Origin of the sequence: Guptibacillus spartinae (assembly GCF_028610625.1) — a bacterium.
In the GTDB taxonomy this organism is placed as follows: Bacteria; Bacillota; Bacilli; order Bacillales; family Guptibacillaceae; genus Guptibacillus; species Guptibacillus spartinae.
The window spans coordinates 313,781-327,385 of record NZ_JAQQWU010000003.1; the positions used below are offsets into that span (position 1 = coordinate 313,781).

Sequence of the window (13,605 nt, forward strand, 5' to 3'; positions counted from 1 at the left end):
TTTATGGTGTGGAGAAGACATGAGTCAGCAGGTTTCATGGCAGCTTTTGTTTGGTATGAAAGTGACGTGTTGTGAAGCTTGTCAAAAGCAACTCCATCCCATAAGAGGAGAAGTTTGTTTGAAATGTGGGCGCTCTCTTCAACAAATGGATGCGCGATTTGTGCAGGGAAAGCATTGTACCGATTGCGTGAGATGGGGAGAACGAGGGTGGAAGGATGTTTTGATCCAAAATAAGTCCTTCTATGTTTACAATGATTTTTTGAAAAAGATTCTTGCGCGCTTTAAATATAGAGGTGATGTTGACGTAGGGAGGGTTTTCTCAAGTTCCATTCACAAGGAGTTAATAAGGTCTTACTCATTCATCGATCAGGTCATTCCGATGCCTGCAAGTCCGGAACGAATGTATGAAAGAGGGTTTAATCAGTGTGAGGTTTGGATTGAAGGCACGAAATTTATGGAAGTTTCTCCTTTAAAGAGAATGAGAAATGAAGATAAGCAGTCTAAACGATCCAGAGAGCAGAGAATAAATCGGGAAGAAGAGATGTTCCAACTCGTAGATGAGGCAAATGTAGCCGGGAAAAAGCTTCTTTTGCTAGATGATATTTATACAACGGGCACAACGATCCATCATGCTGCTCTCACGCTTAAAAAGGGAGGAGCTGCAGAGGTCTACTCCCTTACTTTATGTAGAGGATGAGTGTGTGTCGAAAACTTTATTAGAAAGCGCCTTCATTCGAGTGAAATCAACAAAAAACCCCCTTTGACAGAGGTTTGAGCCACACGTATAGTTAATGTATGGCACTGCCATGAAGATTTTTGAAGGGAATGTTGAACAAGATGCAGGGAAAAGTAAAATGGTTTAACAATGAAAAAGGTTTTGGCTTTATCGAAAGAGAAGATGGCGACGATGTTTTTGTTCATTTCTCAGCAATCAATGGTGAAGGATTCAAGTCTCTAGAAGAAGGTCAGACGGTTGAATTCGAGATTGTTGAAGGTGCTCGTGGGCCACAGGCTGCTAATGTAGAAAAAGTATCTTAATTAAAACAAATACGTAAAGTCGCTATCAGATCCGATAGCGGCTTTTTATTTAGAGCAATTTTAGAGTGAAAAAGGGATTAATGAGAATTAATGTAAAAAAATGTCGGATTTTAACGTGTTTTGTGAAAAAAACGTAAAAATAATTGTGTTTTTTTAAAGTTTATAGAGGGGAATAGAGTGGGTATAACGAATACTATAGTTATAGCATGGAAGGAGGAGTGCCACATGATGAATTTCAACATCCGTGGTGAAAACATTAAAGTTACACCTGCAATGAGAGAATATACTGAGAAGAAGGTAAGTAAACTTGAAAGGTATTTCGATACTCCACCTAATTCTGATGTTCATGTCAATATGAAGGTCTATAACGACCAACAAATGATCGAAGTTACCATCCCAATGCCAAACCTTCTACTTCGAGCAGAAGAAGAGCATCAAGATATGTATGCAGCTATTGATTTGGTTGTTGAGAAACTTGAGCGTCAAATTCGCAAGCATAAAACGAAAGTTAATCGCAAATTCCGTCAGGAAGGTAGCGTAAAATATATGTTCCGCGATGAACTTAATCCAACAACGACTAGCGTCGCTGAAGCTGATATGGATGATGATGACGATCTGCAAGTAGTGAAAACAAAACGTTTTACGTTTAAACCAATGGACGTTGAAGAAGCTATTCTTCAAATGGACATGCTTGGCCATAGTTTCTTCGTTTTCTCTAATGCAGTGACAGGAAGTACTGGCGTTGTTTATCGCCGCAAAGATGGAAAATACGGCCTAATTGAACAAGATTAACGAATAATATAAATCAGGGCAGGGGGAACGATCCCCTGCCCTTTCCCTATATAAAGAACTTTCCATTCCTTCATTAATATAGTCTTTCGGGCAACAGGCTTTTTTTTACTTTCTTGTGCCTCCAGCAACTAATTGTTAAAATAGCTACATAGTATCAAAAATTCTAAGTTTAGTTATACATTAGCACTCTACTGACAACAAAAGAGGAGCGTTTCTATGAAAGCTTTATTACGTAAAATTATACCGAATGGTAACGAGCGTCAGGTTAGCCGATTGCAAAAAATTGCCGATCAAGTGGAGAATTATTCAGATGAAATGAAACAGTTATCTGACGAGCAGCTTCGTAACAAAACGGAAGAATACAAAGAGCGAATTGAAAAGGGAGAAAAGCTCGATAAAATGTTACCGGAAGTGTATGCGACTGTAAGAGAAGCGTCAGAACGCGTTCTTGGTATGCGCCCGTTTCCAGTACAAATCATGGGAGCAGCCGCTCTTCATGAAGGAAATATTGCAGAAATGAAAACAGGTGAAGGTAAAACACTTAGTGCCACAATGCCTGTCTATTTAAACGCATTAACTGGAAAAGGCGTTCACGTCATTACGGTTAACGAATATCTTGCTAAGCGTGACGCTGAAGAAATGGGAGAGCTATACCATTTTCTTGGTCTGACAGTTGGGTTAAACATTAGTGGGCTATCTAAAGAAGAAAAAGCCGAAGCGTATGCTGCGGATATTACGTATGGAACAAACAATGAGTTTGGTTTTGACTATTTACGTGACAACATGGTGCTTTATAAAGAAGAAATGGTGCAACGTCCTCTTCATTATTCCATAATTGATGAAGTTGACTCTGTTTTAATCGATGAAGCAAGAACACCGCTCATTATTTCAGGTAGCGCTGAGAAATCGACGACGCTATACATTCAAGCGAATCAATTTGTTCGAACCTTAAAAGAAGAAGACGACTACAATGTTGATATTAAAACAAAGAATGTTCAATTAACGGAAGATGGGATTACAAAAGCAGAAAAATTCTTCTCAATTGAAAATCTATATGATTACAAACATGTTCAGCTAAACCACCATATTAACCAGGCAATGAAAGCGAACTTTATTATGCAACTGGATATGGACTACGTCGTTCAAGATGAAGAAGTGGTGATCGTAGACTCCTTTACTGGTCGTTTGATGGCAGGGCGTCGCTATAGTGATGGACTGCACCAGGCAATTGAAGCAAAAGAAGGCCTGGTTATTCAGCGTGAGAGTATGACGCTTGCCACGATTACTTTCCAGAACTACTTTAGAATGTATGAAAAGCTTTCAGGTATGACGGGTACAGCGAAAACAGAGGAAGAAGAATTCCGTAACATTTACAATATGAATGTTATTGCGATTCCGACTAACAAACCGATTGCGCGGATGGATTATCCGGATCTAGTTTACAAATCAACGAATGGTAAATTCCAGGCTCTTGCTAGAGAAATTGAAGAGCGTCATAAAAAAGGACAACCCATCCTTGTAGGTACAGTAGCCGTTGAAACGTCGGAGTTAATCTCACAGTTTTTAAAGAAACGCGGTATTCCGCATAACATCTTAAATGCGAAAAATCATGCACGTGAAGCAGAAATTATTGAATCAGCAGGCCAAAAAGGTGCTGTTACGATCGCCACAAACATGGCAGGTCGAGGAACAGACATCAAGCTTGGAACCGGCGTAATAGATCTTGGCGGACTCTTCATCCTAGGGACAGAACGTCATGAAAGTCGAAGAATTGATAACCAGTTGCGCGGACGCTCAGGTCGTCAAGGTGACCCGGGTGAATCACGTTTCTATATCTCGATGGAAGATGAACTGATGAGAAGGTTCGGTTCAGATAATATGATGAACATGATGAATCGTCTCGGTATGGAAGAGGATCAGCCGATTGAATCGAAGCTCGTATCAAGAGCAGTAGAGTCGGCACAAAAGCGTGTTGAAGGAAACAACTATGATGCACGTAAACAGCTACTTCAGTATGATGATGTTATGAGACAGCAGCGTGAAATCATTTACGCGCAGCGTGCAGAAGTACTTGAATCTGATAATTTACGTGACATTGTCGAAACCATGTTAACTTCCGTGATTACGCGTATTGTGGATGCTCATACAGGTGATGAGGACATTCAAGAAGAGTGGGATCACCAGGCCATTCTTGACCATGCGAAAGGAATTTTCCTTCAAGAAGGTCAAGTAACGGTAAAAGATATTAAAGGCCTTGATAAGGAAGAGATCGTTGAACTTCTCGTTGAGAAAATGAAAGTGAACTACGATGAGAAAGAAGCGGCGTTTGAACCGGAACGCATGCGTGAATTTGAAAAAGTGATTCTTCTTCGCAGTGTGGATCGCAAATGGATGGACCACATTGATGCGATGGATCAGCTTCGTCAAGGTATCCATTTAAGAGCATATGGACAAAATGATCCGCTCCGTGAATACCAATTCGAAGGATATGAAATGTTCGAAGATATGGTTGCTGAGATTGAAGAAGAAGTAGCAACTTATATTATGAAAGCTCAAATTGAAAGCAATTTGAAGCGGGAAAAAGTAGCTGAAGGAAAGGCTGTTAATCCGAAAGAAGAGGGAAGTACAAAGCCAAAACCTGTTAAGAAAAAACAGGACATTGGCCGAAATGACCCATGTCCTTGCGGAAGTGGTAAGAAATACAAGAATTGTCACGGCAAAGCAGAATAATGCCGGGCAGGTGTTCGAGGATGAACACCTGCCTATTCTATGTAAAATAATAAGGTAGAGGTGCAGATAAATGGAAATGCATGAAATTCGTAGCGAATTAAATACAATTGAAACACGACTAAACGATTTTAGGGGGTCTCTTTGACCTCGAAAATAAGAGAGCTCGCATTGATGAATTAGATATTCAAATGACAGATCCAGATTTTTGGAATGACCAGAATGCTGCTCAGAAAGTGATTAACGAGTCGAATGCATTAAAAGAAGCGGTGAATGATTTCGATTCACTTCAGGAAAGTTATGAGAACCTGGAAGTTTCCTATGAATTAGTGAAGGAAGAGAACGATCAGGAATTATTTGAAGATCTTGAAGTTGAAATTAAAGATCTTAAAAAAGCCGTGAATCAATTCGAATTAACACTTCTTTTAAGTGAAGAGCATGATAAAAATAACGCCATTCTTGAATTGCATCCGGGCGCTGGTGGTACGGAGTCTCAAGACTGGGCGTCAATGCTTCTTCGAATGTATACGCGTTATGGAGAGAAAAAAGGATTTAAAGTAGAAACGCTTGATTATCTACCTGGGGATGAGGCCGGCGTAAAAAGTGTCACCCTAAACTTTAAAGGTCATAATGCTTACGGATATTTAAAAGCTGAAAAAGGCGTTCATCGCCTTGTTCGAATTTCACCATTTGACTCAAGCGGTCGACGTCACACATCGTTTGTATCCTGTGAAGTTATGCCTGAATTCAATGATGAAATTGAAATTGATATTCGGACGGAAGATTTAAAAATTGATACGTATCGCGCCAGTGGAGCGGGCGGACAGCACATTAATACGACAGACTCGGCTGTTCGAATTACGCACCTTCCAACAAATGTTGTCGTAAGCTGTCAGGGTGAACGTTCGCAAATTAAAAACCGTGAACAGGCGATGAAAATGTTAAAAGCGAAACTTTATCAATTGAAAATTGAGGAACAAGAAGCGGAACTTGACGAAATCCGAGGCGAACAGAAAGAAATCGGCTGGGGTAGTCAAATTCGTTCTTATGTTTTCCACCCCTATAGTATGGTGAAAGACCACCGTACGAACATGGAGGTTGGGAATACCCAATCTGTTATGGATGGTGATTTAGATCCGTTTATTGACGCCTTCTTACGTTCTCGCTTAAATGAACAAAATTAAAGATAAGCCCTTCTGTTTATATAGGAGGGCTTATTTTTATTTCATGAAAGGATAAATGATCTTATGTTTTGAATGAAATAGGGCAAAATAAACCGAAAGACAGAAGCACTTCAACATGATAACGCGCTGCTACAATGCGGTTTACACCCTATAAACCCGGTGATATACTACGAAAGGCTTTTGCTTAGAAGAAGCAGTGACGAAAATCATCGAAGTAAGTGAGTGAGTAGAGTTATGATAGCAACGTTAGCGAAATTTACAGCAAGAAAAGTTTCACCGTACCATAGGATTCTGGAATATGTAAGCGTTATGATTGGATCGGCCATTGTAGCGATTGCCTTTAACCTTTTCTTACTTCCTAACAGTATTGCTTCCGGTGGAGTAAGTGGAATTAGTACGATCACAAAAGGCGTGTTTGATTGGAAACCAGCTTATGTTCAATGGGCTTTTAACATCCCTCTGTTTATTAGCGGATTAATTTTTCTTGGGAAAAAATATGGCCCAAAAACGTTGGTTGGAACCCTCTTCCTCCCATTCGTTGTAAAGCTAACGGAAAACGTTGAACCGGCGACAACCGACCCCTTATTAGGTGCTCTGTTCGGTGGTTTAGGTGTCGGCATTGGTTTAGGAATCGTATTTAGAGGAAAAGCTTCAACAGGTGGTACGGATCTTGCGGCTCAAATTGTGAATAAGTATACAGGAGTCTCTCTTGGCACGTGCGTCTTTATGATTGATGGATTAATTGTTGTAGCATCGGCGTTTGTTTTTAGTCTTGAAGAAGCCCTTTATGCCCTGATCGCCATGTACTTAACAGGTAAAACAATTGATGTTGTCCAGCTTGGCCTTGGTTATTCAAAAATGGCCTTAATTATTTCAGATAAAGAAGAAGAGCTGCGAGAAGGGATCATTACGGTCGTTGATCGTGGGGTAACGAGAATATCCGGTCAAGGCGGTTACACTAATGATAAACGACCAATTCTTATGGTGGTTGTAGCACAAAATGAAGTAACGAAATTAAAAGAACTTGTAAAAGGCGTTGATCCGTCTGCATTTGTAATTGTGTCGAATGCAACGGAAGTGTTAGGAGAAGGTTTTAAAAGAGAATAACCCGGTAATAGTATAGAAAACAAAATGGAAAAGGGTGGAACTATGAAGAAATGGGTCGGAATGTTATTTGCAGTTGTTTTACTTTTTAGCCTTGTAGCGTGTGGTGGAGAAAACAGTGAAAATGAAAGCAGTAATGACAGTTCTTCAAACAGCGCCTCTGAAAATGCAGGAGAGTCGTCAGGAGAATATGATGCTACAGCTGCAGAAGCTACATATCAAAAGAATTGCTTGAGCTGTCATGGTGATAACCTTCAAGGGAAAGTAGGACCTAAGATTTCAGACATAGGGTCGCGACTATCCAAAGATGAAATACTAACTGTGATACAAAATGGAAAAGGTCAAATGCCTGGAAATATTCTGGGAGGAGATACAGAAAAAGAAGAAAATTTAGCAAGTTGGCTAGCCGATATGAAATAAATGATCTAGCACTCGATTAGAGTGCTTTTTTATTTGGAAATGAACAAATAATCTCCATTAACCCGTGAAAAGTAACTTGTATTTATAGAGAGAACATCAAAAATCACTTAATAGATTGTGTAATAATCTATTAAATATTAATGGTTTATTGCAGAAGATGTCATATTCGGGAGTCTTGAAACAAAAATGTAATAAAAATTTGTCTTAAAATAGCGAATTTGTTTGTTATAATATCTTCAGATGTAAAGGAACTAATCAATAAACGAACTATCAATAAGAACCTTACTCCTAAGAATTTGCATCGAGAATTTAAGCAAGTAGGAAGTGGTACAATTTGATCGAAATGAAAGATGTTTGGAAAACGTATAACAATGGCATTAAAGCAATCAACGGAATTGATATTAAGATTAATAAAGGCGAGTTTGTTTACATAGTTGGGCCAAGTGGTGCCGGTAAGTCAACTTTTATGAGAATGATGTATCGGGAAGAAAAGGCTACAAGTGGAACAATCATTATTAACGGAAAAGATGTTGGCAAGTTAAAGAACAAGCATGTACCTAAGCTACGCCGCGAAATCGGCGTTGTTTTTCAGGATTTTAAGCTTTTACCAAGGTTAACCGTTTATGAAAACGTCGCTTTTGCTCTTGAAGTCATCGAAGAAAGCAAAGCAAATACGCGCAAGCGAGTCATGGAAACGTTAAGTCTCGTTAATTTGAAAAACAAAGCAAGGTTCCTTCCTGATGAACTTTCTGGGGGAGAACAGCAGAGGGTTTCAATAGCAAGAGCGATCGTCAATAATCCTCACATTCTACTTACTGATGAACCAACAGGTAACCTGGATCCAGAAACAGCGTGGGGAATTATGGATTTACTTGATCAAATCAACAATCGCGGTACAACTGTTATTATGGCTACCCATAATAAGGATATTGTGAATACATTCAGAAAACGTGTTATTGCAATTGATGGTGGTTTGGTAACCCGTGATGAAGCAAGAGGTGAATACGGGTATGAAAATTAAAACATTTGGTCGTCACGGAAAAGAAGGCTTTAAGAATCTTGGACGAAATGGCTGGATGACATTCGCTTCCATTTCTGCCGTTACCGTTACGCTCCTTCTCGTTGGAGTTTGTCTCGCATTACTACTCAATTTAAATGCATTTGGGGATCAGCTTGAAAGCGATGTTGAAATCAGTGCTTTTATTGATTTAACGGCGAAGCAAGATCAGCAGGATGAGTTGAAATCGAGAATTGAAAACATTCCTGAAGTTGAATCCGTTACCTATCAATCCAAAGAAGAAGGATTAGATAATTTAATTGAGAACCTTGGAGATGATGGCGAAGTATTCGAGTCGTTAAAGGATGAAAATCCACTTAGTGATGCCTTTCTAGTTAAAACCAATGATCCTCAGGATGTCACAGCGGTTGCTGAACAAATTAAGCAGCTTGAAAATGTTCAAGATGTTGAATTCGCAGAAGATACGGTCAATCGCCTTTTTAAAGTTCTGGAAATTGCACGAAATGTTGGACTAGCGCTTGTTGTAGGATTACTATTTACAGCCATGTTCCTTATTTCAAACACAATTAAACTAACAATTGTTGCCAGAAGTCATGAAATTGAAATTATGAAACTAGTAGGGGCGACCAATTGGTTCATTCGCTGGCCATTTCTAGTAGAAGGTATTTTGATTGGTATTTTCGGATCGATCATCCCAATTGGGATTCTCATATATGGCTATTATTATTTAATCGATTTAATAGCTAACCGTTTTCCGACTTTATTTATTGATTTACTACCGGTTACACCGTTTGTCTATCAACTGTCCGGGTTGTTAATTGTCCTCGGTGTCATTATCGGCGTATGGGGAAGCCTCACATCAATGCGTAAATTCTTAAAAGTTTAAAAGAAAAAATAAGAGATAAATAGTTTGATCTATTTTGGGGGAGGAACAAAGATTGAAGCATAAAATATTGGCAACGGCTCTAACACTAACGCTAGGATTAAGTGGACTGTCAGCAGCACTTCCACAAACTGCTAGTGCGGAAAATCTTGATGATCAGCTTAATAATGTAAAAGAGAAGCAATCCTCAAATCAACAAGAGTTGCAGAAAAAAGAATCTGAACTAGCTGATGTGAAAGCAGAGCAAGAAGATGTTCAAGCCGAAATTGAACAGCTTAACAAAGAAGTAGCTGAAACTGACGATAAAATCACTGCAAAAGAAAAAGAAATTAAAGATACTAATGCTGAGATCGATCAACTAAAGGAAGATATCAAAGCGTTAGAAGAGCGTATCGCTGAACGTGATAAGTTACTTAAAGACCGCGTTCGTTCCATGCAGCAAAACGGTGGCGGAACGGTTGACTATATGGAAGTTCTTCTTGGTGCAACGGACTTTGGAGATTTAGTTGAGCGCGTTCTTGCATTAAATACGATTGCTGATCAAGATAAGAAAATTCTTGAAGAGCACAAAGCGGATAAGGAAGCTGTAGAAGAAAAGAAAGCTCAAGTAGAAGAAAAATTAGCTTCTCTTGAAGAAAATAAAGCTGAGCTTGAGAACCTTAAACAAGAGCTTGATGCTAAAAAAGCTAAAAAAGATAAGCTAATGAAGTCCCTTGAAGCAGAAGAAGGCGAACTTCATAATCATATGATGGATTTAAATGAAACAGCAGAACTTCTTGCTGCTCAGGAAACTGCAGTGAAGCAAGAAATCAAGCGCGCTGAAGAAGCGGCTCGTAAAGCAGAAGAAGAACGCAAAGCAGCAGCAAAAGCAGCAAAAGAAAAAGCTGAAGCTGAAGCTCAAGCGAAAAAAGAAGCTGCAGCTAGTTCAAGCAAGTCTAGCAGTTCGAACAGCAGCAGTTCAAACTCAGCACCTGCTCCTACGCCAGCACCAGCACCAGCACCTTCTAGTAGTAACGCATCATTCATTAAGCCTGCGGCTGGTCCAATCACATCAGGCTTAGGTCGACGCTGGGGAACTTTCCATGCAGGTATTGATATTGCTCAAGGCGGGCAAAATCCAGTCTCAGCTGCAGCTGATGGAACGGTTTTAAGATCTTACAAATCAGATTCCTATGGTAATGTGGTTTTCCTTACACATAGCATTAATGGCCAAATGTACACAACAGTTTATGCTCATATGCAAAACCGTGCGGTATCAACAGGTCAAACAGTAAGTCAGGGAACTTACCTTGGAACAATGGGTAACACTGGTCATTCAACTGGGCAACATTTACACTTTGAAATTCACAAAGGTTCATGGAACTCCAGCAAGTCAAATGCCGTTAACCCAATGAACTACATTCAATAGTAATTTATTTCTTTCCCCTCACATGATGAGATGGAAACATAATGAAAACAACTGAATCATATAGTACAATAAGATGAAAAGGCATCGCATCGTTATGATGGGGTGCCTTTTCCTTCAAATCAGAAGAGGTGAGTACAATGAGGATACAGGGGAAAGTTGTCGCTTTGCTGGTCTTGGTCGCCCTGGTCATCGGTTCAGGTGGTACATATGCGGCATTTGCGTTATTTCAGGACGAGCCTGAAGGAAGCGCTCAATCTTTAACTCTTGGATCAGGAAATGAAATAGAGTCAGAAGAGTTAACGAAAATTAATAAAGCTTACGAGTTAATCAAAGATCGCTATGTAAAAGATGTTGATCAAAAAGATCTGTTAGATGGAGCCATTAAAGGGATGGTGGATACGCTAGAAGATCCTTATTCTGTGTATATGGATCCAAAAACAGCGGAGCAATTTAGCCAGTCACTTGGTTCCTCTTTTGAAGGAATTGGGGCAGAAGTCAATATGACGGATGGAAGGGTGACAATTGTTTCTCCGTATAAAGACTCTCCTGCGGAGAAAGCAGGTCTACGTCCGAAAGACAAAATTATGACAATCGATGGTGAAAGCACTGAGGGTCTAGATTTATATGATGCGGTATTAAAGATTCGTGGCGAAAAAGGTACGGTCGTTAAACTAGGAGTCCAACGTCCAGGAGCTTCAGAGGTTATGACTGTAGAAGTAACGCGTGATGAAATTCCGATCGAAACGGTGCATGCAAAAACCATCGAAGAAAATGGAAAGACAATCGGAGTCTTACAAGTAACGTCCTTTTCGGAAGATACGGCTAAAAGCTTTTCGAAAGAATTAGGAAAATTGGAAGATCAAGGGATTGACGGTCTTGTCCTCGACGTTCGTAATAACCCTGGTGGTCTTTTAAATGTCGTTTCAGATATGGCTGAGGAGCTTATCCCAAATGATAAGCCTTATGTCCAAATTGAAGATCGTGAAGGTGAAAAGCAGGGATCAGTTTCGTCACTTGAAGAGAAAAAAGACTATCCAATCGTAGGATTGATCGATCGCGGTAGCGCATCAGCTGCAGAAATCCTAGCCGGTGCCCTTAAAGAAGCAGGCGGCTATGATTTAGTCGGAGAAACGTCCTTTGGTAAAGGAACGGTTCAATCGACAGTTGATCTCGGAGATGGCAGTAATATTAAACTCACCATGTTTAAATGGCTAACTCCAGACGGAAATTGGATCCATAAAAAAGGAATTGAGCCTACGGTTGAGGCGAAGCAACCTGATTATTTCTATGTAAATCCATTATCTGCTGAAAAAACACTAACGTTTGACCAAAACAACGAACAAGTGGAATCAGCACAAGTAATGTTAAAAGGTCTTGGATTTGAACCAGGTCGTAAAGACGGTTACTTCAGTGAAAAAACAGTTACAGCTGTAAAAGCCTTTCAACGTTCGAATGATTTAAATGTGACAGGTAAAATAGACGAAAAAACGGCTCAGAAACTTCAGGAGAATATCATAGAATCTATTCGTAATTCTGAAAATGATGTGCAGCTCGAAACAGCTGTTGAACTTCTTATAAAATAATCGTAAGAAGGAATTGAACAGTTAATGTCGAAGCTATTCCGCAGGAAAACCTGCGGAATTTTTTTCGAATTCTTAACGTTGCAGGAGACAATGAGCGATTATAAAACCGTTGTAAATTAATTTTTCCTTTTTGAAAATAGGAACTTAAGCATGGAGGATTACTAAATGGACACTATTGGCCTATCGCTACTTAAGGGGATCATGAGTTTTTTTCTTCACCCCCTTACGTATATCACCATCATCGGAGCTTTCATACTTGGCCGTTCACGAGTCAAACGTGACCGAAGAGATTTTCATACAAGAGTTCACGATGTTTTAGACGACGTTATTTTTGCGATCGTCCCAAGTTTAATGATTGGAGCTGTCTTTTTACTTCTAAATCTCTTTTTAGGTTTAACGGTTCCTTTAAGTGCGACTGTAGCCATGAGTATTGCAGCACTTTTGCTTATACTCACGGGTCAAATACGATTTTTATCGCCTGCCTTTGTTATGATTCTTCCTGTTTTGGCGGCAATGTTTTACACGCCTAGGGACTTTGGTAATAAAACCCTGAATCAAATACAAGAAGGAATTGGATCGACTTCGTTAATAGCACTTGCTCTCTTAGTTGGATTTCTTGTTTTTATAGAAGGTTATTTAATTGCTACGAACGCTGGTAAACAAACATCACCAAGACTTGTTAAAAGTAAAAGAGGCAAAATAGTTGGTTCACATGAGATGCAGAGAATATGGTTATTACCGCTTTTTCTTTTTCTACCCGTTGGCAATGTGGAAGCACTCTCGTGGTGGCCGCTTCTTCATTTTGGAGAGCAGACATATACCTTTTTGTTATTGCCATTTCCAATCGGTTTTCGAAAGCTGATTCATCACGCGCTACCTCTTCCTGAAATGAGAACAAATGGTAGACAAGTTTCTCTTATTGGAGCTGGAACAGTAATTATTGGTCTGATTAGTTATTTTCTAGACAATCAGTGGGTCGCTTTAGCTGCCATTGGATTTGTTATTGTGGGGCGAGCAAGTATATTGCTTCTTCATCGTGGCAAGAACAAGCCTGCGTATTTCAATGAGCGAAATGAAGGACTTGTGATCTTGGGTATTCTTCCAGGATCTCCTGCAGATCAAATGAGCTTACAAGTGGGGGAAGTGATTTCAAAAGTAAATGGTCTTTCGTTAGGAAAAGGCGTCGACTTTTATACAGCACTTCAACGAAATGCAGCTTTTTGCAAATTAGAGGTTCTGGACATTAATGGGGAAGTCAGGTTTGAACAAAAAGCGCTTTACAACAATACCCATCATGAACTTGGTTTATTGTTCGTGAAAGATCATCGCTTTGAAGAGCAAGAAGAAGCTCAATAATTATTGAACGGTAAAGAAGAAGGGTCCCATACCTTCTTCTTTTTTTTTGAGCACGAGCATCTCATAAAATGAGGTAAAAAAATAAAACATCT

Annotated in this window: 12 protein-coding genes; all 12 read left to right on the forward strand. The window is 39.6% G+C overall.

What is annotated here, in order from left to right:
* The first annotated feature begins 19 nt into the window (after positions 1-19).
* A complete protein-coding gene (locus tag PQ511_RS08135; RefSeq protein ID WP_273851405.1) occupies positions 20-697 on the forward strand; it encodes a ComF family protein in 678 nt (225 codons plus the stop codon).
* Positions 698-837: 140 nt separating this feature from the next.
* Complete coding sequence (gene cspD, locus PQ511_RS08140) at positions 838-1,038, forward strand: cold-shock protein CspD (protein ID WP_224596848.1); 201 nt, start codon at positions 838-840, stop codon at positions 1,036-1,038.
* A 228-nt stretch (positions 1,039-1,266) separates the two neighbouring features.
* A complete protein-coding gene (gene hpf, locus PQ511_RS08145) occupies positions 1,267-1,830 on the forward strand; it encodes a ribosome hibernation-promoting factor, HPF/YfiA family (protein WP_273851555.1) in 564 nt (187 codons plus the stop codon).
* A 216-nt stretch (positions 1,831-2,046) separates the two neighbouring features.
* Positions 2,047-4,560 (forward strand): preprotein translocase subunit SecA, encoded by a 2,514-nt coding sequence (gene secA, locus PQ511_RS08150; protein WP_273851406.1) that lies wholly within the window; start codon positions 2,047-2,049, stop codon positions 4,558-4,560.
* A 70-nt stretch (positions 4,561-4,630) separates the two neighbouring features.
* Positions 4,631-5,741 (forward strand): peptide chain release factor 2 gene (gene prfB, locus PQ511_RS08155; protein ID WP_273851407.1). Its coding sequence is split into 2 segments (ribosomal slippage): positions 4,631-4,702 and positions 4,704-5,741, totalling 1,110 coding nucleotides; the frame shifts between segments, so codons are not numbered across the junction.
* Between the two features lie 309 nt (positions 5,742-6,050).
* A complete protein-coding gene (locus PQ511_RS08160; protein ID WP_420541674.1) occupies positions 6,051-6,848 on the forward strand; it encodes a YitT family protein in 798 nt (265 codons plus the stop codon).
* Between the two features lie 42 nt (positions 6,849-6,890).
* On the forward strand, positions 6,891-7,265 hold the full coding sequence (locus PQ511_RS08165) for a c-type cytochrome (RefSeq protein WP_273851409.1): 375 nt from the start codon (positions 6,891-6,893) through the stop codon (positions 7,263-7,265).
* Positions 7,266-7,599: 334 nt separating this feature from the next.
* Positions 7,600-8,286 (forward strand): cell division ATP-binding protein FtsE, encoded by a 687-nt coding sequence (ftsE, locus tag PQ511_RS08170; protein ID WP_273851410.1) that lies wholly within the window; start codon positions 7,600-7,602, stop codon positions 8,284-8,286.
* Positions 8,276-9,169 (forward strand): permease-like cell division protein FtsX, encoded by an 894-nt coding sequence (ftsX, locus tag PQ511_RS08175; protein ID WP_273851411.1) that lies wholly within the window; start codon positions 8,276-8,278, stop codon positions 9,167-9,169. Before ftsE ends, ftsX begins: the two co-directional genes overlap by 11 nt.
* Positions 9,170-9,221: 52 nt before the next feature.
* Positions 9,222-10,574 carry a murein hydrolase activator EnvC family protein gene (locus PQ511_RS08180; protein WP_273851412.1) on the forward strand — a complete coding sequence of 451 codons (1,353 nt, stop codon included), beginning with the start codon at positions 9,222-9,224 and terminating at the stop codon, positions 10,572-10,574.
* Between the two features lie 143 nt (positions 10,575-10,717).
* Positions 10,718-12,157: a S41 family peptidase gene (locus PQ511_RS08185; protein WP_420541675.1), complete on the forward strand. Its 1,440-nt coding sequence runs from the start codon at positions 10,718-10,720 to the stop codon at positions 12,155-12,157.
* A gap of 165 nt (positions 12,158-12,322) precedes the next feature.
* Positions 12,323-13,513 carry a PDZ domain-containing protein gene (locus PQ511_RS08190; protein ID WP_273851414.1) on the forward strand — a complete coding sequence of 397 codons (1,191 nt, stop codon included), beginning with the start codon at positions 12,323-12,325 and terminating at the stop codon, positions 13,511-13,513.
* The last annotated feature ends 92 nt before the right edge of the window (positions 13,514-13,605 follow it).